This is a genomic window from Sporanaerobacter sp. (assembly GCF_047830725.1).
In the GTDB taxonomy this organism is placed as follows: Bacteria; Bacillota; Clostridia; order Tissierellales; family Sporanaerobacteraceae; genus Sporanaerobacter.
The window spans coordinates 681517-705228 of the sequence record NZ_CP181252.1; the positions used below are offsets into that span (position 1 = coordinate 681517).

Annotated in this window: 24 protein-coding genes; 6 read left to right on the forward strand and 18 right to left on the reverse strand. The window is 33.3% G+C overall.

From position 1 onward, the window contains the following. Nucleotides 1–11 precede the first annotated feature (11 nt). The 10 genes from prmC to ACFWUA_RS03355 all read right to left on the reverse strand — a co-directional run bounded on the left by prmC (nt 12) and on the right by ACFWUA_RS03355 (nt 8333). Nucleotides 12–875: a peptide chain release factor N(5)-glutamine methyltransferase gene (gene prmC, locus ACFWUA_RS03310; RefSeq protein ID WP_416198747.1), complete on the reverse strand. Its 864-nt coding sequence runs from the start codon at nt 873–875 to the stop codon at nt 12–14. After that, entirely contained in the window at nt 866–1822 is a 957-nt protein-coding gene (locus tag ACFWUA_RS03315; protein ID WP_416198748.1) for a DUF1385 domain-containing protein, read from the reverse strand. The genes prmC and ACFWUA_RS03315 overlap by 10 nt, the downstream gene beginning before the upstream one ends. Before the next feature lie 204 nt (nt 1823–2026). Further along, complete coding sequence (gene rpmE, locus ACFWUA_RS03320) at nt 2027–2227, reverse strand: 50S ribosomal protein L31 (protein WP_072742776.1); 201 nt, start codon at nt 2225–2227, stop codon at nt 2027–2029. Between the two features lie 97 nt (nt 2228–2324). After that, nucleotides 2325–3701, reverse strand: coding sequence for a transcription termination factor Rho (gene rho, locus ACFWUA_RS03325; RefSeq protein ID WP_416198749.1), 1377 nt, complete (start codon nt 3699–3701; stop codon nt 2325–2327). A 95-nt stretch (nt 3702–3796) separates the two neighbouring features. Beyond that, the gene (gene glpX, locus ACFWUA_RS03330) at nt 3797–4765 is read right to left on the reverse strand and encodes a class II fructose-bisphosphatase (RefSeq protein WP_416198750.1); all 969 of its coding nucleotides are present in this window, start codon (nt 4763–4765) and stop codon (nt 3797–3799) included. An 11-nt stretch (nt 4766–4776) separates the two neighbouring features. Beyond that, nucleotides 4777–5424: a fructose-6-phosphate aldolase gene (gene fsa, locus ACFWUA_RS03335; RefSeq protein ID WP_416198751.1), complete on the reverse strand. Its 648-nt coding sequence runs from the start codon at nt 5422–5424 to the stop codon at nt 4777–4779. Nucleotides 5425–5434: 10 nt separating this feature from the next. Further along, nucleotides 5435–6286: a class II fructose-1,6-bisphosphate aldolase gene (locus ACFWUA_RS03340; protein ID WP_416198752.1), complete on the reverse strand. Its 852-nt coding sequence runs from the start codon at nt 6284–6286 to the stop codon at nt 5435–5437. A gap of 45 nt (nt 6287–6331) precedes the next feature. Then, nucleotides 6332–6973 carry a hypothetical protein gene (locus ACFWUA_RS03345; RefSeq protein ID WP_416198753.1) on the reverse strand — a complete coding sequence of 214 codons (642 nt, stop codon included), beginning with the start codon at nt 6971–6973 and terminating at the stop codon, nt 6332–6334. Nucleotides 6974–7111: 138 nt separating this feature from the next. Then, the gene (locus ACFWUA_RS03350; RefSeq protein WP_416198754.1) at nt 7112–7924 is read right to left on the reverse strand and encodes a 3-keto-5-aminohexanoate cleavage protein; all 813 of its coding nucleotides are present in this window, start codon (nt 7922–7924) and stop codon (nt 7112–7114) included. 25 nt (nt 7925–7949) lie between these two features. Beyond that, on the reverse strand, nt 7950–8333 hold the full coding sequence (locus ACFWUA_RS03355; protein WP_072742788.1) for a hotdog domain-containing protein: 384 nt from the start codon (nt 8331–8333) through the stop codon (nt 7950–7952). Nucleotides 8334–8562: 229 nt separating this feature from the next. Between ACFWUA_RS03355 and ACFWUA_RS03360 the strand changes: the two genes are divergently transcribed. The 3 genes from ACFWUA_RS03360 to ACFWUA_RS03370 are packed head-to-tail and all read left to right on the forward strand — an operon-like array spanning nt 8563 to nt 12691. Further along, complete coding sequence (locus ACFWUA_RS03360; protein WP_416198755.1) at nt 8563–9270, forward strand: ABC transporter ATP-binding protein; 708 nt, start codon at nt 8563–8565, stop codon at nt 9268–9270. Further along, nucleotides 9271–11349: a COG1361 S-layer family protein gene (locus ACFWUA_RS03365; protein ID WP_416198756.1), complete on the forward strand. Its 2079-nt coding sequence runs from the start codon at nt 9271–9273 to the stop codon at nt 11347–11349. It begins immediately after the preceding gene. Beyond that, entirely contained in the window at nt 11342–12691 is a 1350-nt protein-coding gene (locus ACFWUA_RS03370; protein WP_416198757.1) for an ABC transporter permease, read from the forward strand. The genes ACFWUA_RS03365 and ACFWUA_RS03370 overlap by 8 nt, the downstream gene beginning before the upstream one ends. Nucleotides 12692–12716: 25 nt before the next feature. On the opposite strand, the gene ACFWUA_RS03375 is transcribed toward ACFWUA_RS03370, so the two are convergent. Then, on the reverse strand, nt 12717–14321 hold the full coding sequence (locus ACFWUA_RS03375) for a CTP synthase (protein ID WP_416198758.1): 1605 nt from the start codon (nt 14319–14321) through the stop codon (nt 12717–12719). Nucleotides 14322–14509: 188 nt separating this feature from the next. Between ACFWUA_RS03375 and ACFWUA_RS03380 the strand changes: the two genes are divergently transcribed. Both ACFWUA_RS03380 and ACFWUA_RS03385 read left to right on the forward strand, forming a co-directional pair. Then, on the forward strand, nt 14510–17026 hold the full coding sequence (locus tag ACFWUA_RS03380; protein ID WP_416198759.1) for an Ig-like domain-containing protein: 2517 nt from the start codon (nt 14510–14512) through the stop codon (nt 17024–17026). A gap of 77 nt (nt 17027–17103) precedes the next feature. Then, nucleotides 17104–17451, forward strand: coding sequence for a hypothetical protein (locus ACFWUA_RS03385; RefSeq protein WP_416198760.1), 348 nt, complete (start codon nt 17104–17106; stop codon nt 17449–17451). 33 nt (nt 17452–17484) lie between these two features. Here the strand turns inward: ACFWUA_RS03385 and ACFWUA_RS03390 are convergent, their stop codons facing one another. The 7 genes from ACFWUA_RS03390 to ACFWUA_RS03420 are packed head-to-tail and all read right to left on the reverse strand — an operon-like array spanning nt 17485 to nt 22946. Further along, nucleotides 17485–18288 carry an S-layer homology domain-containing protein gene (locus ACFWUA_RS03390; protein ID WP_416198761.1) on the reverse strand — a complete coding sequence of 268 codons (804 nt, stop codon included), beginning with the start codon at nt 18286–18288 and terminating at the stop codon, nt 17485–17487. A gap of 46 nt (nt 18289–18334) precedes the next feature. Beyond that, nucleotides 18335–18610 carry a hypothetical protein gene (locus ACFWUA_RS03395; RefSeq protein WP_416198762.1) on the reverse strand — a complete coding sequence of 92 codons (276 nt, stop codon included), beginning with the start codon at nt 18608–18610 and terminating at the stop codon, nt 18335–18337. A gap of 59 nt (nt 18611–18669) precedes the next feature. Continuing rightward, on the reverse strand, nt 18670–19560 hold the full coding sequence (locus tag ACFWUA_RS03400; protein WP_416198763.1) for a hypothetical protein: 891 nt from the start codon (nt 19558–19560) through the stop codon (nt 18670–18672). A gap of 45 nt (nt 19561–19605) precedes the next feature. Continuing rightward, a complete protein-coding gene (locus ACFWUA_RS03405) occupies nt 19606–20718 on the reverse strand; it encodes an S-layer homology domain-containing protein (protein WP_416198764.1) in 1113 nt (370 codons plus the stop codon). A gap of 29 nt (nt 20719–20747) precedes the next feature. Then, complete coding sequence (locus ACFWUA_RS03410) at nt 20748–21545, reverse strand: tyrosine-protein phosphatase (protein WP_416198765.1); 798 nt, start codon at nt 21543–21545, stop codon at nt 20748–20750. Then, a complete protein-coding gene (locus tag ACFWUA_RS03415; RefSeq protein ID WP_416198766.1) occupies nt 21538–22251 on the reverse strand; it encodes a CpsD/CapB family tyrosine-protein kinase in 714 nt (237 codons plus the stop codon). Before ACFWUA_RS03415 ends, ACFWUA_RS03410 begins: the two co-directional genes overlap by 8 nt. A 17-nt stretch (nt 22252–22268) precedes the next feature. After that, nucleotides 22269–22946: a YveK family protein gene (locus ACFWUA_RS03420; RefSeq protein WP_416198767.1), complete on the reverse strand. Its 678-nt coding sequence runs from the start codon at nt 22944–22946 to the stop codon at nt 22269–22271. A gap of 370 nt (nt 22947–23316) precedes the next feature. Between ACFWUA_RS03420 and ACFWUA_RS03425 the strand changes: the two genes are divergently transcribed. Next, nucleotides 23317–23712, forward strand: a complete 396-nt coding sequence (locus ACFWUA_RS03425; protein ID WP_416198768.1) for a hypothetical protein — start codon at nt 23317–23319, stop codon at nt 23710–23712.

Sequence of the window (23712 nt, forward strand, 5' to 3'; positions counted from 1 at the left end):
ATATCTTCCCCCTAAGGCAAGGTTCCAAATATTACTCTGTCTAATCCTTGCAAATCTTTTATGACATTTATGTTTTCGTAATTTTCACTTTCAAATAATTCCACAAGACTATCTCCTTGATCGTATCCTATTTCAAATATTAGCATTCCACCACTTTTTAAATATTTTTTACTAGCGGGAATTATTTTTTTATAAAAATCTAATCCATCTATTCCTCCATCTAATGCCCTCCTAGGTTCAAAACATTTAACCTCTATTTGAAGTTGTTCTATATCTTTTTTAGGTATATATGGAGGATTCGATACTATTATATCTACTTTTTCATCTATTTGTAAAGAATTTATTTCTTCCAGTATATTTCCTCTCATGACTATTACTCTATCTTGAAGATGAAATCTCTCTACATTTTTCCTAGTGACTTCCAAAGCTTTATCATCTATATCTATAGAATATACCTTGGCATTTTTTATATAATAGGCAAGAGCAATGCCTATACAGCCGCTTCCTGAACCTAAATCAAGTATACTTATACTGCCTTGATAGTTTTTTATTGCCTCATTTAATATATAGTCTACCAATATTTCTGTATCAGGTCTAGGAATGAGTACTCCCTCTTCTATATAAAAATTTAGTCCATAAAATTCTTTTTCATTTATGAGATAAGCCATGGGCCATCCAGCTTTTCTCTTTTGAGTAAGTTCTAAAAACTTATCCACAATTTTCTCCGAAACTTGTCTATCCCCATGTGTATAAATATAGGATTTATCTACATCCAGTAGATAACTTAATATTAAAATCACATCCAAAGGCCCATTTAAATATTCTCTTTCTCCCAATATATTTAGCCCTAGCTCTAAGAGCTTTTTTATTTCCAAATGTCTTCCTCCTTGTCTTCTACAAGTACGCCTTTCAAAGCTTCAATAGCTACTTCTATTTGTTCCTCATCAGGTTCTCTTGTAGTAGCTATCTTTTGAAGCCAAAGTCCTGGATAAGACAAAATATAAGCAAGTCTACTGCCGCTTTTGCCAATGATTTTATTTATCTCATAGGAAATCCCAGCTATAACTGGCAACATTAAAATTCGTATAAAAAATCTCTGTAATGGATTTGGCCATCCAAATAATGAAAGCACCAATATACTCACTATCATGACCATAAACAAAAAGCTAGTTCCACATCTTGGATGAAGAGTTGGATACTTCTTTACATTTTCAACTGTCAATTCTTCTTCATTTTCATAGCAGTGAATAGTCTTGTGTTCTGCTCCATGATATTCAAATACTCTGCCTACATCCTCCATTTTAGAAATAGATACTACGTATATGAGGAAAAAAACAATTCTTATTAAGCCTTCTATAAGATTTAACAATACCGGATTTTTAACTATATTTTTAAATAGATTTGTCAAAAATGTAGGTGCTATCATGAAACACAATATAACTATTGCAAATGACAAAAGCATTGTAAAAAACATCTCTACATTTTCAGCTTTTTTAGGGTCCATTTTCTTTTCCAAAGCCTTCTCAAATTTAGTCTTTTCCATATCCTCTCCAAAAAATTCAGCTGAATACATAAGAGATTTAGTCCCTATGAACATAGCCTCTACAAGGCCCACTACTCCCCTTATAAATGGAAGTCTCAAAAATTTGTGCTTGGTACTTGGAGTATCCAGCCTTTCTCTTTTAACTTCTATTTCATGATCTGGTTTTCTAACTGCTATAGCAATATCCTTTGGCCCTTTCATCATAACTCCTTCTATGAGAGCCTGCCCTCCTATAGTAGTCATGTGCTTTGGAACCCTGTTTATATCTTTTATCTTCAAATGATCAACTCCCCAAAACATTTTATAATCATATTATATTATACCATATAAAACTAGACGCAGGAAAGCCACGAGATCTACTTTTCGTTCGGCAAACCCGGGACCTTATCTGACCAGCCAAACGAAACGTCCCCGTGGCGGTGCGGCGGTATTCCAAAAAAATAAAGGCTAGATGTAAGCATCTAACCTGTCTTTTTTGAGAAATTATTTCATGCCATATTTTTTCTTGAATTTTTCTACACGTCCACCTTTTTCAACAAACTTTTGACGACCTGTAAAGAATGGATGACATTCTGAACAAACTTCTACTCTAAGTTCTTCTTTAGTTGAACCTGTCTTGAAAGTATTCCCACAAGCACAGTATACTGTAGCTTCGTGATATTCTGGATGAATTCCTTGTTTCATGATGCTCACCTCTCTTTTGTAGCTAGTTTATAGAAATTATCTATTTTACATATTTCAACTTTTTAATTATAGCATAGAAAAAAAAGTATTTCAACTTTTAAACCCAAATTTTATTTCTCATTTCTTCAATAAATATATCATTTGTTTTAGTTTTCATTAAATTTTCGATTAAAATTTCAGTTACATCTTGAGTAGGAGCATTGGCTAGAGCTTTTCTCACACTCCAAATAGTCTCAAGTTCTCTTTGATTTAAAAGAAGTTCTTCTCTTCTAGTACCAGATTTATTTATATCAATAGCAGGGAATATTCTTTTTTCAGAAAGTTTTCTATCTAAATGAATTTCCATATTGCCTGTACCTTTGAATTCTTCAAATATGACATCATCCATACGGCTTCCTGTCTCAACTAATGCAGTAGCAAGTATAGTTAAACTGCCACCTTCTTCTACATTTCTAGCAGCTCCAAAAAATCTTTTAGGTTTATGTAATGCACCTGGATCAAGGCCACCAGAAAGGGTTCTACCTGTTGCAGGAATAGTTAAATTGTATGCCCTTGCAAGTCTTGTGATGCTATCTAAAAGTATGACTACATCTTTTCCATGTTCCACAAGTCTTTTTGCCCTTTCAAGAACTATTTCAGCTACTTTTGTATGATGCTTAGGCAATTCATCAAAAGTTGAATATACAACATCTCCCTTTACAGATCTCTGCATATCTGTAACTTCTTCAGGTCTTTCATCTATAAGCAATACTATAAGTTCAATTTCAGGATGATTTATAGAAATAGCATTGGCAATCATTTTAAGCAAAGTAGTCTTTCCTGCCTTTGGAGGAGATACTATCATGCCTCTTTGGCCTTTTCCTATAGGAGCCAACAAATCTATCATTCTTGTGGAAAGCTCATTTGGAGTAGTTTCAAGGACAATTCTTTTTCTTGGATAAATGGGAGTTAATGTGTCAAAATCTGGTCTATTTATGCAGGTTTCAGGATTTAGATCATTGACACTTTTTACATAAAGAAGGGCTTTATACTTTTCTCCCTGTTTAGGTGGTCTTGTAATTCCCTTTATTTTATCTCCTGTCTTAAGTCTAAATCTTCTTATTTGGGAAGGAGATACATATATGTCTTCATCACCAGAAAGATAATTTTCACATCTTAAAAAACCATATCCATCTGTATGAATTTCTAATATTCCCTTGGCCATATTTATATTATCCATCTGTTCCAATTCCTCTGTGACTTTTTCCGGCAGCACATCTGTATTTATATCCTTTATATCTATTTTTTCAACTTCATATTCTTCATCATACTCTTCTTCCCTTTCCTCATCATCTACTTCTTTTGAAGCATAATCTTGAAGTATCAAATCTATAAGCTCTTCTTTCTTGAATTTGTAAGGACTCCTTATTCCTATGTTCTTTGCAATTTCTCTCAATTCAGCAATTTTCTTGCCTTCTAACTCAACTTGGGTCAAAAAAATACACCTCCACTATACACTTTTTATCTTTTTGTTGGAAAAATAAGATGAGAAAAAAGAAAGGGAACCCTGTAGGAATGACCTACAGGAAATTATTTAGCATACTCTGGTTTTTTATCTAGCTTGTGAAGTGCTTCTACAAATCTTATAGTGCCAGTTTCAGCCCTCATGACTACAGAATAGGTTTTAGCCATATTGTTTTCATAAAATACTACCCCTCTTAAAAGTTCTCCATCAGATATGCCTGTAGCTGCAAATAGTATTTCATCTCCTTTAGCTAAATCCTCCAATGTCAAAACTTTATCTATGTCAGCACCCATTTCATGGCATCTTTTTATTTCTTCATCAGTCATTGGATATAGTTTACCTTGAAATTCACCTTCCATACATTTCAAAGCTGCTGCTGCCAAAACCCCTTCAGGAGCCCCTCCTATACCCATAAGTACATCTACACCTGAATGTTCAAAACAAGTAGCTATAGCTGCTGCCACATCTCCATCGCCAAATAGCTTTATTCTAGCTCCAGCAGTTCTCACTTGTTTTATGAGTTCCTCATGCCTAGGCCTATCCAAAATAGTCACTGTCAAATCAGAAATATCTTTGTTTAAAGCCTTGGCAATATTTTTTAAATTTTCTTCAACTGTAGCATTTATATCTATAGAGCCCCTAGCCTTTGGACCTACTGCTATCTTTTTCATATACATATCTGGAGCATGAAGCAAACATCCCCTAGGTGCTACTGCCACTACAGATATAGCATTGGAAAGTCCCTTTGCAACAGATGTAGTTCCATCAAGAGGATCTACAGCTATATCTAATTTTGGTGAATCTCCTACTGCTTTCCCTATTTGTTCTCCAATATAAAGCATTGGAGCTTCATCCATCTCTCCTTCTCCTATAACCACAATTCCATCAATATTTAAAGTATCAAACATCTTCCTCATTCCATCTACAGCTGCTTGATCTGCTGCTATTTTATCGCCTCTACCTAAAAATCTCGCACTTTCAAGAGCTGCTGCTTCTGTAACTCTAACTAAATTTAAGGCTAGATTTCTGTCCATTTTTTCCCTCCTTATTTATTTGTTAATCCTTCCCAGTCCTTTAAAAACCTTTCAATACCCATATCCGTCATAGGATGTTTAACCATTTGAACAAACACCTTATAAGGTACTGTCGCTATATCAGAACCTGCCTTTGCAGCATCAATCACATGCATAGGATGTCTAATACTAGCTGCAATTATCTCTGTAGATATATTGTAGTTTTTAAATATCTCTTTTATATCTTTTATGATTGCCATACCTTCATTTCCTATATCATCCATTCTTCCAACAAAAGGACTGACATAGCTTGCTCCAGCTCTTGCAGCAAGTAATGCTTGACTAGGAGAAAAAACTAATGTCACATTTGTCTTTATATTTTCCCTATGAAGTATACTTACTGCCTTTAAACCATCCTTGGTCATAGGAATTTTGATTACAATATTTGGGTGAATTTTAGATAATTCTCTTGCTTCTTTAACCATCCCATCCCATTGAAGAGATATAACTTCTGCACTTATAGGTCCGTCTACTATGCTGGTTATTTCACTTATGACTTCTTTAAAATCTCTTCCCTCTTTTGCAATAAGAGAAGGATTTGTAGTTACACCACATATCACTCCCCAATCATTTATCTCTCTTATTTCATCAATATTGGCAGTATCAATAAAAAGTTTCATATTTTCCCTCCTATGCTCTCCCAACTGAACCAAATACCTTCATCTTTTCCATGACTACTTGTTTCATAGAATCTCTTGCTGGTCCTAAAATTTTTCTTGGATCTATATTGTCTGGATTTTCTCTTAAGAAATCTTTTACAGCTTGTGCAAAAGCTGCTCTTATATCAGTATCAATATTTATCTTGTTGATTCCTAAACTCACAGCCTTTTCCAAACTTGCATATGGCACTCCACTAGAACCATGAAGTACAAGTGGTATATTTGTCTTTTCTTTTATGATCTTTATCCTATCAAAATCCAATTTAGGCTCACCTTTGTATACCCCATGAGCAGTTCCTACAGCTATTGCCAATGAATCTACTCCTGTTTCCTCTACAAATCTTACAGCTTCATCAGGATCTGTAAAAGTAGCTTCTCTTTCATCTACGACAATATGATCCTCTGTTCCTCCAATTTTACCTAGCTCACCTTCCACCGAAACATCTACTGAATGAGCTATATCTACTACCAATTTAGTCAATGCTATGTTTTCTTCTATTGGATGCTTTGAGCCATCAACCATTACAGATGAAAATCCATATCTTATACATTTGATTACTTGATCAAAATCTGTACCATGGTCAAGATGCACAGCTACTGGAACCTTTGCCTTATGAGCAGCAACTTTAGCTAGTGCTGCTATATAATCTATACCAGCATATTTTAAACCGCCTTGACTAGCCTGTAAAATAACCGGAGACTTTGTTGCTTCAGCAGCTTCTATTATAGCTTGTATTATCTCCATATTATTTATATTAAATGCCCCTACTGCATACCCATTTTTATGAGCATCCTCTAATATTTCTCTACCTGTAACTAACATTTCCCCACTCTCCTTATTATTTTCTCATTTTATATTATATCATTTTTATTGCTCTTTGCCATTAATTCTCTTTACATCTTTAATTTTTTCTGATATAGAATCTATATAGGAAATATTGCAGGTTTTAAGATGTATCTTTTCTTTTTCAAGTAGCACCTTTAAATCTTCTTCTGTCTCTGTATAAATTATCTGTACACTTTTGCAATTCCTACATATAAGCTCTATTCTATCAGAAAACAATTCTACCTTCATTTTATCATTCCCACAATCGCAAGTAATCTTACCTTCTTCATTTAATTTTTCAAGCCTTTCCAAAGATGACATGAATATCTTAAATTTCCTTAAACAATTGTCAAATTCCTCCTCAGCTTTAGAATCTATCTCATCATTCTCTTTATTTTCTATAAAACAATTTTTATAGTTATTCATATTAAAACAATTGTTATTTTCAAGTATGTCTTTTAAACTACATCGGTAGATATGTGTACTTCCACATATAGGACAATGTGATTCTATAAAATAAGTTTTATAATCAAAAGTCTTCACAAAAATACCAGTACTATTAAAAGAAGATTTGTATTCAAACTTTTGGCCTTTAGAAATATGAAATAAATTTATATCATAAGTTTCAACTCTTCCACATATCTCACACTGTATAAGTAGAGTTTTCTGTACGGAAACTACCATTTTGGGCACCTCCCCTTCCTTCTCTACTATTCTTATTCTTCAAAAATTTATTAATTCCTTCAATTTGTCGAAAAGTTTATACTAAAAAAATCCCATCTTAAATTCTAATTTTATAGAATTTAAAATGGGATTTTTGATCTATTTAAGTCCTAATATTTTTCTTGCTTCATCTGGTGTAGCTACTTCTCTTCCTATTTCTCTTGATATTCTAGCAACTTTTTCTACCAATTCAGCATTGGATTTAGCTAAAACACCTTTTGATAAGTAAACATTGTCCTCAAACCCTACTCTTGCATGGCCTCCCATGATGATTGCTGCCACAGCCATAGGAATTTCATGTCTTCCTACTCCAGCTACCGTCCATGTAGAACCTTCAGGCAAACTGTGAACTAAATAAGCCAAATCTCTCACTGTTGCATCCATTTGCACTCCAAGTACAAAGTCAAAATGCATAGGAGCTTTGATGAAACCTTGTTTATGGTATCTGATAGCTAAATCTACCATTCCTTTATCAAACACTTCAATTTCTGGCTTAACATTCTTTTCGTTCATAATCTTTGCAAAATTTTTGATAGTGTTTTCAGTGTTTACAAATATTTCGTCTCCGCCAAAGTTTAATGTCCCACAGTCAAGAGTTGCCATTTCAGGATTTAATTCTACAGGTTGAAGTCTTTCTTCATCAGTCATTCCAACTGCTCCACCTGTTGAAGGTTGAATGATTACATCAGGACATCTCTTCTTTATTTCATCAATACAAGCTTTAAATCTTTCTTTGCTTTGAGTAGGAGTTCCATCATCTTCTCTTACATGTAAATGTATGATGCTAGCTCCCGCCTTGTATGCTGCTTCAGCTTCTCTACCTATTTCTTCTACTGTATAAGGTACACTTGGATTGTTTTCCTTTGTCACTTCTGCACCACATATAGCTGCTGTAATAATTAATTTTTCCATAAATATCACCTCAACTTTTTAAATATTACTTTCTTTGTTTATCTTTTGGAACTACACAAGTTCCTACAGCTCTACAAACTACTATAGGTTCTTCCAATACATCACATGCTGAATCATTGATATCTGGCCTTGGAGCTATAACTTTTCTAGCTTCAAATTCCATTTTTCTTGAGCTATTTCCAGTCTTAACTATTTCTCCAACAGCTTCAATATAATCCCCTGCAAAAACTGGAGCTAAAAATTCAACCTTTTCATACCCTGCAAATAAACCTTCATCTCCATCATTTCTTATAAGCAATTCTGTAGCTACATCTCCGAACAATTGTAGCATCTTTGCACCGTCTACAAGATTTCCACCATAGTGGGCATCTCCTGCACTCATTCTTACTCTGATAATAGCTTTTTCCATGGTCCATACCTCCAATTCATTTGTTTTCCTTTACAGCCAATATTATATCATACCCTTCAATATTTAGCTATATATATCCCTCAAAGAGGATTTTCACCATAGCTTCTAGAGAAATCTCTCTATATCTATTTAAAAATAAGCTTCATATGATATTGTAACTATTTTGTTCCTTTTGAATATACTTTTTCTATGGTAAAATGTAGATATATTATTGTAGGGAGGTGAAGTTTTGGACCCACTCATAAGCTTAAACCATATAAGAAAAGTATATAAAATGGGGGACGAAAAAATAATTGCTCTAAACGACATAAACCTCCAAATAAATAAAGAAGAATTTATATGTCTTTTAGGCACATCTGGCTCTGGAAAGAGTACTCTTTTAAATATAGTAGCTGGCCTTGAAAAGCCAACAAAGGGTGAAATCATCATAGATAATCATCATATAGAAAAAATGGATGAAAAACAATTGGCTAAATTTAGGCAATTGTATATAGGATTTGTTTTTCAATCATACAATTTAATTCCTACTCTTTCTGCTATAGAAAATGTCAGTCTTCCCCTTACATTTCGTGGAATTCCAAAAGGTATGAGAGATAAAAAGGCAAAAGAAATGCTAAAAGCAGTAGGCCTTGGAAATAGGCTCAATCACAAACCTTCTGAAATGAGTGGTGGGCAACAGCAAAGAGTGAGTATCGCAAGGGCCTTTGTAGGAAAGCCTAAAATAGTATTTGCAGACGAACCTACAGGAAATCTAGACACAAAAACTACTATGGAAGTAATGGACCTTATGACTTCTATGGCAAGAGAATACAATCAAACCCTCATCATAGTCACTCATGATATTGAAATATCTGATTATGCCCATAGAATAGTCTATATAAGAGATGGAAGTATTGAAAAAATAGTAGAAAATACAAATAAGGGGGAAACATATTAAATGAAAGGCAAAATGAAAGGCAAATTTAGTTTTTTACTCATAATGATTTTAATATTAGTACAAATACCAAGTATTGGATTGGCTAGAGATGATGAAGGAGAAAAAATTGATACTACAAAACTTATGCCTCTTTTAAATGTATCAAACTCTGATATTCCAAAAGGACAAGCAGGAGATAGTATATCTTTAAACTTAAATATAAAAAACAAAAGTCCTTATACAGCAAGAAATGTAATCATCACTCCAGAATTTATTGGAGAAGACAACCCTTTTTCTCTTGACAATCTAAATTTCACTCAAACCTTAGATAAAATTGATGCAAAAGGTTCTGCAAATATAAGTTTAAAATTAGCTATTTCACCAGATGCCAAGGAAAAAAATTATCCTATAAAATTAAATTATCAATATACCAATGGTTGGAATGACCCAGGCTCTTCAAGTGAAATAATATATGTAAAAGTCATAAATAAAAATGTTCCACCAAGATTGGTCATAAGCAAAGTAAATGTATCTCCTCAGCCTATAAAAGCTGGAGATGAAGTGACTGTAGGACTTACTGTAGAAAATCAAGGATCCCTTGATGCAAAAGACATTCGATTTACTTTGGATGGCCTTACAGGTGAGGGTTTTATCATTTCCTCTGGTACAAACAGCCAATACCAAAAGAAACTTTCTGGTGGTGGCGTAGGATATATAGTATTTAAATTAAAATCTTCTAAAAATATTCCTAGAGGAAATCATGGTCTAGATTTAAAGATGACATACAAAGACAATCTAGGACAAAGCTATGAAGATACACAAAAATTCTTTTTAAGTCTTGACAACAACAACAAAGGTTCAAATATTGTCATCGAAAATATATTGTATCCCTCAGATACAATAAGACCAGGAAAAGATTTCACCATAGGATTTGATGTGAAAAACCTTGGGGATACTATTGCAAACAATGTAAAAGTATCTGTGGAAAGTTCTGACCCAGCTATAATTCCTAAAACTGCAAGCATAAAAAAATTAAACACTTTGGAAGCAGGGAAAAGTGCCAATTTCACTTTTGTCCTTTCTCCAACAGCTGAAGCCACTACCAAAAACTATCCTATAAATATAACTGTAGAATATGAAGATGAATTAAATGCTGGAAAAGAAAAATCTGTAGTCACTCAATATGTAGGAGTTTACGTAGAAAAAATTGACAAAGGCGAAGGAGCAAATAAGGGAAAACCAAAATTAATCATAGACCAATATAGTTTTGAACCAGCATTAGCAAAAGCAGGAGAAAACTTCACAATGAATTTATCATTTTTCAATACAAATGCAAAAAAAACTGTGAAAAACATAAAGATTTCCCTTGTTGTAGATGAAAAAACAGAAGAAACAGGAAATGTATTTACTCCTGTAGGTAGTAGCAATACCTTCTATATAGATTCTATTCCACCAAAGGGAAGAGTAGGAAAAACCATCACCATGTTTACAGTACCTGATGCCAAAGCAAAATCCTACAATATCACTGCAAACTTTGAATATGAAGATACTGAAGGTCAAGAATATACAGCTACAGAACTCATAGGTGTACCTGTAGTTCAACAGTCAAAATTAGAAATAGGAGAAATAAGTATTCCTACTGAAAACTATGTAGGACAACCCATACCTGTAATGGTAGAATTCTACAATATGGGAAAAGTCACACTCTACAATACTATGGTCAGTCTTGAAGGCGATTTTCAAACTGAAAATGGAAACTATTATGTAGGAAATTTTGAATCTGGAAATAGTGAAACTTTTGAAGGCACAATCATACCTGACTCTCCTGGAGAAATAAAAGGAACTCTAGTTTTTTCCTATGACGATACCTCTGGTGAACATGTGGAAATAAGAAAAGATTTCAAATTAAATGTAGAAGAAGCTCCACCTATGGACGAATTTCCAGACGATATGAATCCAGATATGAATCAATCTAAGGGGATTTTAAAAAGTAAAAAATTCTGGATAATACTAGCTATAATTGTTGGTGGCGGAATAGGGGGAATCAAATTCTACAAAAATAGAAAAAAGAAAAAGGAAGGTATGGCTCTAGATGAATAGCAAAGACTTAGTCTCCATGGGACTTAAAAACCTATGGAGAAGAAAACTCAGAACCTTCTTGACAGTACTTGGTGTAGTCATAGGAACAAGTTCCATCATTGTCATGCTTTCTCTGGGATTTGGAATGAAAGAAGCCTTCAAACAACAAATAAGTGAAATGGGAAGCTTAAATATCATCACCGTAAGTCAAGGATATCGTGGATACTCACAGCCAAATATGAATAAATCGAAAAAGCAGGAAGAATTAAATGAAAAATCTTTAATTGCCTTTTCAAAAATAAATGGTGTAAAAGCTGTAACTCCTATTATAGAAACTTCCGGCAAATTAGTAGATGGAAGATACTCCTGCTATTTATCCATCAGAGGTGTAGACCCTAAAAATATGGAAGACTTCGACTATAAATTAGCAGATGGAAGACTTCTAAAAAGTAGCGATGATTTGGCAGTAGTATATGGTGGAGAAGTAAAAAATATGTTTTATGATGAAAATAGCTCAGGATACAACTATAAGGAACCAAAAATAGATCTTGTAAAAGATAAACTCATCTTTACCTTTGACATGGAATATGGGTCTAAAAAAAGAGGACCACAAATCTCTCAAGACAATTCAAAAAAACCAAATTATAAGACCTATAAATTTAAAACTGTAGGCATATTGGCTGAAGGAGATTATGAAAAAGGATACTATGCCTATATGCCTATTGAACAAGTAAAAAAACTTATACAAGAAAAAAACAAAGCTGAAGGAAACAAAATAAGCCCTGAAGAAAGAAAAAGACAGAGAGGATATCAAACAGTTTTAGTTAAAGTAGATGATATAAACAAAGTTCAAGAAGTTCAAACTCAAATAAAAGACATGGGATACAATGCCTATAGCCTTTCTGATTATCTAGAAAGCATGAAAAAAACCTCAAATACAATTCAAGCAATACTTGGAGGAATAGGAGCAGTATCACTTCTTGTAGCAGCTATAGGTATCACAAATACTATGGTCATGAGTATATATGAACGAACCAAAGAAATTGGAATCATGAAAGTCATAGGGGCATCCCTTGGAGACATAAAAAGACTATTTCTATTTGAATCTGGAATGATAGGGCTATTTGGAGGAATCCTAGGTGTAGGGATTAGCGAATTATTGTCATTTGTCATAAACAAACTGGCCCCTAGTCTGGGGGGAGATATTGTAGGCCCTATGGGAATGACAAAGATAAGCATCGTCCCAATATGGCTCGTACTTGCAGCTATGGCCTTTTCTACATTTGTAGGACTAATATCAGGATATTATCCAGCAAAGAGAGCTATGAATTTAAGTGCTCTTGAAGCTATAAGGACAGAATAAGAGGAGCAATTGCTCCTCTTATTTTCTAACAACTATATTCTTTACATGCCTTTATGAATTCTCTAAATAATGGATGAGATCTAGTTGGTCTAGATTTAAATTCTGGATGGAATTGAACTGCCACAAACCAAGGATGGTCTTTAAGTTCAACTATTTCCACAAGTCTCTCATCAGGACTCGTTCCACTTACAACAAGTCCATTCTCTATAAACGTATCTCTGTATTCATTGTTAAATTCATATCTATGTCTATGTCTTTCATATATAAGTTCATCTTTATAAGCCTCAAAAGCCTTTGTACCTTCTTTAAGCTTACATGGATATAATCCAAGTCTCATAGTTCCACCCATTTCGTCTATATCCCTTTGTTCTGGCATAAGATCTATCACTGGATAATTTGTATTTGGATTTAACTCTGAACTATGAGCATCCTTTAGTCCTGCTACATTTCTTGCAAACTCCACTACTGCCAATTGCATTCCCAAGCATATTCCTAGATAAGGCACCTTGTTTTCCCTTGCAAACTTTATAGCACAAATCTTTCCATCTACTCCTCTATCTCCAAATCCACCAGGAACAAGTATACCATCTACGCCCTTTAAAACTTCACAGCAATTTGATTCATCCAAATCCTCAGAGTGAACCCATTTAATATCCACATCTAAATCATTTTCAATTCCACCATGTTTTAGTGCTTCAGCCACTGAAATATAAGCATCCTTTAGCTCCACATATTTTCCCACAAGAGCTACTGTCACTTTTCCCTTTGGATTTTTAACTTTTTCTACAATGCCCTTCCACTCTTTCAAATCCAATTCATTGCACTCAAGTCCCAAATGTTCAATAACAAGTTCTGGAAGTCCTTCTTTTTCAAGCATAAGTGGCACTTCATATAGAGTTTCTGCATCTAAATTTTGGATAACTTCTGATGGCTCTAAATCACAAAATAATGCTATTTTGTCCTTTAGATCTTCTGAAAGGGGTTTCTCTGTTCTACAGATAAGAACATCTGGCTGAATTCCAATGCTTCTAAGTTCCTTCACACTGTGTTGAGTAGGCTTTGTCTTTAATTCTCCAGCTTTTGAAAGATAAGGAACCAATGTCACATGAATATACATGACATTTTCTCTTCCTATATCACTTTTAAATTGTCTTATAGCTTCTAAAAAAGGTAAACTCTCTATGTCACCAACAGTTCCACCTATTTCTGTGATGACTACATCTACTTCTTTTTCTTTTCCTGCTCTTTTTATTCTCTCTTTTATTTCATTTGTAATATGAGGAATAACTTGTACTGTTCTTCCCAAGTATTCACCTTTTCTCTCTTTATTAAGAACTGACCAGTAAATCTTTCCTGTAGTAGTATTGCTATTTTTGCTCAAATTTATGTCTATAAATCTTTCATAATGGCCTAAGTCCAAATCTGTCTCTCCACCATCGTCTGTAACAAATACTTCACCGTGCTGATAAGGACTCATAGTTCCTGGATCTACATTTATGTATGGGTCAAATTTTTGAATAGTCACTTTGAGTCCTCTGCTCTTTAACAATTGACCTAGACTTGCAGCTGTGATACCTTTGCCTAGTGATGATACTACACCGCCCGTAACAAATATATACTTAGTTGGCATCCCAAAAAACCCTCCTTATTTTTAGTACATTAACTATAGTATTCTATCTCAATGACTTTTATATGTCAACAAAATTTAAGTAGCTCTCATAGCTTAAAAAGCCTAAAGTAACCTTATTGTAATATTTAAATCAACTCTTTTGTAGTATAATCTAATTAAATAAAGATTATGAAAGGGGAGAAAAAATAATGAAAAAATCAATCGCATTGGTACTATCTATCGTACTAGTATTACTCAATTTAACTCCAGCATTAGCTGATTCTACTCAAGATGAGCTATACAAACAATGTGGAGAAATTCTTGGATCTGCAAGGATACTTCAAGGAAACGAAAGTGGAGATCTCATGTTGGAACAAAAACTTAAAAGGCAAGATATGGTTGTTTTAGTCAGTAGACTATTTAGAGAAGAGGACAAAGCAAGATATAGCAAAGCTGAAGTTCCTTTCAAGGACGTGACAAATCCCTTCTACAAATCATATATAAATTGGTCCATGAACAAAAAATTAATAGAGGGAAAAACTCCAACTAAATTTGGATTCAATGAAATTGTCACTGTTCAACAACTTCAAGCAGTTCTTTTAAGAGCACTTGATTACAATGAAGAAGCATCAAAATGGGGAGAAGTTCCAGATGAAGCTACTAAACTTGGCATCATGAACAATATAGAAGCCATGCCAGCAAACAAAGAAGTGGAAAGAGGCCTTATGGCTGTCATGACTGTAAATGCCCTCAGGATAAACAAAAAAGGTACCAACACTACATTGGCTGAATTTTTAAATATGAATATTCCCGATGCCTTCACAGTAGAAAACAAAGCTACAGTAAATAAAGACACAGTTCAAATAGAAGGTATAGCCACAGGAGTTAAAACACTCAAACTAAATATAAAACCTGTATCTTCAAATATCACCACAGGTGAAAAAGTAGTAGATATACCTCTTGACAGCAATGGAAGATTTTCTGTAGAAGTCAAAGGACTACAAAGCGGAAACTACAATTATAGATTTTCAAATGGCAACTACTATACCAAATATGAAAGTTTCACTATAAAAGAATTACCTTTTGAACTATCAGATGTAAAAGCAGACAATCTAAAAGAAATAAAATTGACTTTCACAAAAGCTGTAGATAAAAACACTGCCTTATTTGCAAGCAACTACTACACAAATGCCGGAACCATAAAAAAAGTAAGACTTGAAGATGGAGACAGACAAGTAATCTTAACTCTAGCTGACAATTCTCTAATGGTCAACCAAAGAAGATATAAAGTATCTATTTCAAGAATTAAATCAGCAGGTGGAGAAGAACTATCTTTCGAAAATGTTGAATTTGAGGCCTTTGACAATCAAATACCAAGAGTAGTAGAAGTAAAACAACTTGGAAACAAAGTACTTAAAGTATATTTTTCAGAACCAATAAAATCAACTAGCAGTTCCAATTTCCAAATAGACGGAAAAAGATTTTCAGGTTCTGTAAAAAATGAAGATCATATAGTATATTTAAACTTCTATACTGCATTAAGTGAGGGAACGCATATCCTAACTACTAGCAAAATAGAAGACTATGCAAATTATAGATCTATTGATGAAAACCATTCATTTGGTATCATAAAAGATGTTGAATCACCTAAAATCGTATCTGCAAGAGCTACATTGGAAGAAGTAATACTTACATTTGATGAAGAAGTAGATCCAAATACAGCTACAAAGAGCAATTTCTATTGGAAATACGGATATATCAATAGAAACCCCAAAAATGTAATTGTATCAGGAGAAGAAGTAATACTTGATTTCTCAAACAATCCTCTTTCACCTAATACTCAAACTACCATATATATAAATGGAGTAGCTGACTATTCAGGAAATAAAGTAAAAAATATTGAAGCAAAAGTTGTACCAACAATAGACTTAAGTATTCCTGAAGTAATAAACTTAAGTGTTTCACAAGACGGAAGAGAAATTACAGTATTCTACAACAAAAATGTAGTCGGAAACAATAAAAACTTCTACACTATAAGAGACAAAGACAATAGACCAGTAAGCATAAAAGAAATCACTGGTTCAGGTAGAGAATACAAAATAGTATTGTTCCAACCCCTACCAGTAGGAACAAATACTTTAATCATACAAGGAGTATATGACACTACAGCTCTTAAAAACGTCATCACTCCATATACAAAGACCATTGACATGAAAGATTTAACAGCTCCAAAGATCACTAGTTATTCAGGAAAAGACACTCAAATAATACTTCAGTTTAGCAAACAAATGGATGTACAAACTCTAGAAAATAGAGACAATTATTTCATCACATTTGGAAATATGATAAAACCTCTGCCTTTAGACACAGGATTTGTTAAATACAATGATGGCAAAATGCTCATCATAGAACTTCCACCTACAATAGATGGAAAAGAAGTAAAAGTAGGTACTTCAGGGAATTTGACAGAAATTCAAGTTACAGGTCTTAAAGACTTGTCAGGAAATCTAATATTACCAGAAAGACTTATATTTTCATCATCAACTTCATTGCGTGCAAAGGCAATAGACTATTATATTGAAAAACCTGGATACCAAGCTAGCTTAGTCAGTGAAAATGAAATAAAAATAAGATTTGATCAACCAATAGTTCTAGCTAGAATTGATGATTTTTCAATATCAGGCAGAACAATAAATGATGTAATTTTGACAATTCAGAAATTGTAACCCTATATTTAAACGACTCATACAATACAGCAGCACCTACATCCTTAAGTATAAAATCTACCAATAGCATGAAAACTATGATCAATTTAGATGTGCAAGGCGGAGAAATAAAGGTACTAGATGAAGTAGCTCCAATAGTTAAAGATTTCAAACAAATTTCTAATAGCAAATTTGAACTAAATTTCACTGAAAACTTAGATTCAAGACTAGAAAGTTCCTTTGCTCAAGATTTAATAGTCATGGTCAATGGTCAATCTACAAATAGATTTTCCACTAGACTTAAAACTGGTGATTATAGCACTATAGTCATAACCGTAGACAATGTAAATGGTCCAGTATCAATAGAAATACTAAATAATCCTCAATATATAATGGATACTAGCGGAAACAGAGCAATTTCATCAGGCCCATACTATTCCAACTAATATAAAAACCCCCTCAAATGAGGGGGTTTAGTTTTATCTAATATATAATCTATATACTGTTGTAGCTGCTTCTGCTCTTGTAGTATCTTTGTTTGCATAGAATTTTCCATCAGTGCCATTCATAAGACCTGCCTTAGATACTTTAGCTACTGATTCTTTTGCCCATTCTTCGATATCAGCAAAATCTGTGAATAAGCTACTTGCTTTATCAATATCTTTTTCATCTATTTCTATATCTACAACTTTTCCTAGTATAGCTGCCATTTCTGCTCTCTTGATTGTAGCATTTGGTCTAAAGCTACCATCAGCATAGCCATCTATAAGACCTAGAGCCTTAGCAGTAGCTATATAATCTGCATGCCAATCATTAGCCTTTACATCTTTAAATCCTTCATTGTACTCTATTAAATCTTCATTTAAAGCACAAACTACCATTTTAACAAATTCTGCTCTTGTTATTTTTCCTTCTGGTTTAAATGTTCCATCAGAATATCCATCAACTATATTTTTAGCTATCATAGATTCTACATAATCTTTTGACCAGTGTTTAGCTATATCTGGGAAAGTCTTTGTAGATTCAATCAATACATATTTGCTAAAGTGATTTAATTTCAATACTATTCTATTGTTCTTTATATATCCACCTACAAATTCCAATGTATTGTCTTCTTCATCTAGATAGTATGCAGCCAATTTGTCATGATTCTTAAATCCTGCAACATTTATTTTTACTTCTATAGGTTTGTTGAATTTAGTTACTTTTGTAGTCTTGTCACCCTTAGTTATTTCTAAGAAGAATTCAATAGTATTCTTTACTTCGCCAAGACCATTTGCCAATTCAACTGGAGCCTCTTCTTTTATTTCCTGTGATTTAAATTCAACCTTAGAACCTTTTTCTATATTTGAAAGTATCTATTGCATCATGTGGAATACTGTATTCAACTCCACCTGCAACTATTTCAAGATTTACTTTCTTGTCCTTAAGAGCTAGTACTACACTACCTGGAAGTGAAACATTGGCATTCATGCCTTTAACTCCTTCAGGTTTTACAACAAGTACTACTTCTCTACCATCAGCTTTTTTAGCTAAAGCTTCAACAGTTGCCAATGCCTTTCCTTCATCTACAGAAACATTTGCAACTCCGTCTTTTGTAGTCACAGTAGTTCCTTCTTTACCTATAGTAGCTGATACAGGTGCCTTTGGATCTTCTGGAACTACTACCTCACTTGGTGCTGGAGTTGTTGGAGTTGTTGGAGTTGTTGAACCTCCACCTGAACTTGCTCCGCCTCCGCCGTGCCTGGAGTTGGTGCTGGTGGGTTTGGTGCTACGTATGAAACATATGTTATACCTAAATCTTTAAATAGCTTTTCTACTATAGTACTTCCTTTAGTTATTTCATTGAAATCAGTTTCTACTAACTTTGCTACTTCTACAACAGCATTTGTATAGTTCATTTCATCTGTGACTTGTTTTTTTAGATAAGTATTGATAGTTCCAATTTCATTCTTTAAATTAGCAGTATTTATTTCAAATACTAAAGATTTGTCTTCTTTTTCTCTTACAGTCAAACTATTAGTTACTGCATTATATAAAGCTATTGCAAAATCAGTTTTACTTGCATTTGTATTTAAACAATTGTCAATTAGTTGTCCATGCTTCGTCTGTATTGTATTTCTCAAGCTTCCAATGTATGCTACTGAACTTGAAGCTTCACTTGCAGTTTTATCTGCTGAAATATCTTCTAACAATTGTTTTAAATCTTTATACTCATTTTGTCCAATCCAATCTTGTACTTCTACTATTAAACCTTCTACTTCTGAACTTGTTAAGCCCAAATCATTTTTTAAATAATTTCTCAATACATCATATTTGCTATCTGAAAGAACTGTTTTTGAATTGTTATATACATTCATATAAAAACTATTTCCATCTAACTTCTGAGCTGCTAAAATCGCAGTATCTGAGCTAGTGCTAAAGCTTCCAAACTTTCCTTTTAGTTTGTCATAAAGTTGTTGATTTGGATTTTCTCCTTGAGCCAATGCACCCATTGGCAATAAAAGTGTAAGTACCATTGAAAATGCCAATACTAGTGATAATGTCTTTTTCATCAAATCCCCTCCTCATTTTTTTAGCTGTTATAATAAAAATTTATATTAGTTTTCCATCACCCCCACAATATCTTTTTTATTTAATATATCATAAAGCTTCTTTATTATTTGAGCTGCTTCTGCTCTAGTTGCAACTTCTCTTGGGCTCAGAGTAGTTTCATCTCTTCCCTCTACTATTCCATATTTTACGCCATAAGACATATGAACAACTGCCCAAGATGAAATTTTCTCACTATCCTTATACATTTCAAGCTTTTTCCCTGTATCTTTTAGTTTAGGAGTAATACCCTTTTCATTTAATATCCTCATGACTATAACTGCCATTTGTTCTCTAGTCACCTTTTCATTTGGTGAAAAAGTAGTAGTACTTGTCCCATCTACAATTTTGTAGTCATAAGCAATCTTTACAGCTTCATGATACCACGAATTTTCTTTTACATCTTTAAAAGGAAGTTGTTTTTCATCCTTTGGTTTTAAATCAAGTACTCTAGATATAAGAGTCACAAATTCAGCTCTAGTCAAATCTCCATTTGGATCAAATTTTTCAACAGTTTTCCCCTCAATGATTCCTCTTTCAGCTAAAAATACTATATCATCCTTCATAGGATGTTTTTCAATATCTTTAAACTTCACCTCTAAAAGCTTTTCTGTACTCTCATTATTACTTCCAACATTTGTTGTTGGAGTTGCTGGAGTTGTTGAAGTTTGTGAACTTCCTCCACCAGTAATAAGAGTTCCACCGCCATTGCCACCTTCATATTTGGCCACAAGACTCTTTATACTACTAATACTTCCTGATTTTATGTAATCTGTCAAAAGCAATCTATCAGATTGGCTGAAACTATACAAAATATCCAACTCTCTTTTTACATCATCAATAGTATAGCCATAGTTTTTTAAACTTTCCTTTTGACCATCAGTAACAATAATCTCTAAATCTCTTTTCAAATCATCAATACCTTTATCTCCATCTCTTAAATACTCCTTTAAAAGAATACCTCCATTTTCTCTTGTTTCTTCATCCATACTAGCAAGTTTTTCTAAAAACAAATTTAGTGCTCCTTCATCAACAGCTTCAGCATATATAATATTTATCGGCAACAAAGCTGTAAAAGTTAAAGCCAATGCAAGAATAAAATTCAAAACACTCTTTTTCATATGTATCCTCCTTCAAAAAAACAAATTATTTATTTTTGGTTCTTGAAAACCTGTGAAAAAAAACGTCCTAGTGCTGATTCCTTTTCTTCATACATTACAGGTTCTTCTACAAGAATTTCCTTGTTTTCTAATACTGCTTCTCCATTTAATTTGGTAAGTCTTATAAACTCATCTTCATCTACTATTTGGCTTAAAATCTCTAAACTTTTCTTTACCTTTGGAGATCTAGTCCTTGGAGAATGAGCATCTGTCCCTACAAAATGAACCATATTGTGAGTCAAAAGTACTTTAGCTGTTTCTTCTACTTTTTCCCCATATCTTCCTTCAAGACTAGGCAAATTTATCTGAGTCAAAGCTCCACTCATTATAAATTTATAGAGAATATTAGGACTTTCCTGAACCTTTGTATTCCTTTCAGGATGAGCTATTATAGGCGTATATCCCTTCAAACACAATTCATATATGACATTCTCCATACTTGTTGGTATATCAAACATAGCAGTTTCTATCAACATATACCTCGTCCCATTCAATGTAGAAACTTTTTCTTCCCTTAAATATTTCAATATGTCTGGAGATATAAAAATTTCATTTCCCAAATACAATTCTAAATCTATTTTTTCCTTTTCCAAATTGCTCTTTAGCTCTTCCAATACAAGTTTATTTCTATCTCTTATACTCAAATCTCTTTCCTCAATAAAATGGGGAGTAGCTATAACTTTGTCTATTCCATTCTCAACATACTGTCTTGCCATATTTATGGATTCTTCCATATCCTTTGAGCCATCATCAACTCCAGGCAAGATATGACTATGGAGATCAATCATTATTTTCACCTTCTGCATAATAATCATAATTGTAATAGCTATAATAATGATATTTGTAATATCCTCCACTCTTTACAGGAACTTTGTTTAAAACCACCCCAAGTATATTGGCATTTACCTTGTCAAGCAGTGCCTTAGCTCCTTTTGTAGCCTCAACATTTGCATGACCTACTGCACACACAAGTATAGTCCCATCAGCTATAGTAGAAAGAATAGCTGCATCTGTGAGCATTCCTACAGGAGGTGAATCCAGTATTATATAATCATACTCATTCTTCATGTCTTCAACAAAACTTTTCATCTTGTTTGAACCCAATAGTTCAGCTGGATTTGGTGGAATAGGACCAGCTGTAAGCACATAAAGTCCACTTGCCAAATCAATTTCATGAACTATATCTTTACACTTTACATCTTCCACTAAAATATTGGTCAATCCTTGTCCATTGTGAAGCTTGAAAAAAGTATGTATCTTAGGCTTTCTCAAGTCACAATCTATAAGCAGTACTTTTTTTTCTGACTGAGCCATAGTCACTGCTGTATTTACAGATATAGTACTTTTCCCTTCACCAGGTCCTGGAGAAGTAATAACTATAGTTTTAACGGTCTTATCTATACTTGAAAATTGGATATTGGTCCTCAAAGTCCTAAAAGCTTCTGCTATAGGAGATTTGGGATTTTCATAAGTTATGATATCTTTATATTTCATCTTCTCACCTCAAAAAATTAATCTTCAAGCTTTGGTATAGTACCTATAACAGGCAATCCTAAATACCTTTCTATATCTTCTGGAGTCTTTATAGTATTGTCTAAGTATTCAAGCAAGAATACTAGAAAAATACTGATCATAAGTCCCAATACTCCAGCAATAGCCATATTCATCTTTGGTCTTGGTTTTACAGGCATTTCTGGTACTCGAGCTTCATCTATAATCTGCACATTTTCAACCATCATTATATCTTTCACATGTTTCATAAAAACTTGAGCTGTTTCATTTGCAATGACTGCAGCAAGTTTTGGATCCTTGTCTGTAACCTCAATTTTTATGATTTCAGTATCCTTAACTAAGTTTACACTGACCTTTTCTGCAAAATCTTTATAGCTTAAATCCAATCCCAAATTGTTTATAACTTCATCAGTCACAACTCTACTCTTAACTAATTCTCCATAAGTAGTCACCAATTTTTGATTTAGCAATACCTCATTGTAGTCCAATTTTTGATCATAATTTTGATACTCTTTAGGTTTCCCTACCATAAGTGTAGTGAAAGTCTGATACTGTGGTTCCAGTACAAAATAGCTCAAAACTCCACTTACAGCAATAGATATAGCTGTAATCAATACTATCATCCAAACCCTCTTCCCAAGTATCAAAAAATACTCTCTCATACTTACTTCTTCCACTTTCATACCACCTCGCCATTTCCCTAATATGTTTTTTAAAAATTTGCATCTTTATTTCCTCATTTCCTATTATACAACATTTTGGCACCTTGTACATATAAACCTTTTTTCCTATTTAACAAAACATAATTCTGATATATACTATATAATATATTAAATTCGTACTAAATTCGACACTTCATTTACATAAGGAGGGGCTTGAGTTGTCGTTTTTTAAAACTTTAGGTAAATTATTTAAAAGAAAAAAAAGAAACGGATATTATGAAGCCAGCGATATACTTACAATAGGAGAAAAGCAAAGTCTGTACATAGGATTTTCTATAGTTTTAATTCCCCTTTTCATTGCCTTCATATTAGTTCTTCTAAACTGATGCGACAGTGCGACAGTGGGGACGGTTCTCTCTGTCGCACTGTAAAAGACAAAGTTTCACCACATCTTAAAGATGACAATTACAATTTGACAATATACAGAAATACAATAGAATTAACTTTTAGTGAACCTCTTGAAAGCAAAGTAGAAACGCTATTTGCTAATGATTTAATCATCACAAGCGAAAGTACTAGAAAACCTCTTTCACCATCTGAATATGAAACTAAGTTGAAAATGGGTAATCCTGATACTATAGTCATCACAATAAAAACAAGAAGAGCAGACTCTTATTCTATAATGTTGGCAAGTGAACCAAAATATATAATGGACAAAAGCGGAAATATCATAGAATCTAGCGGGCAAGTATTTTACACAAATACAATAACTAGTTACTAA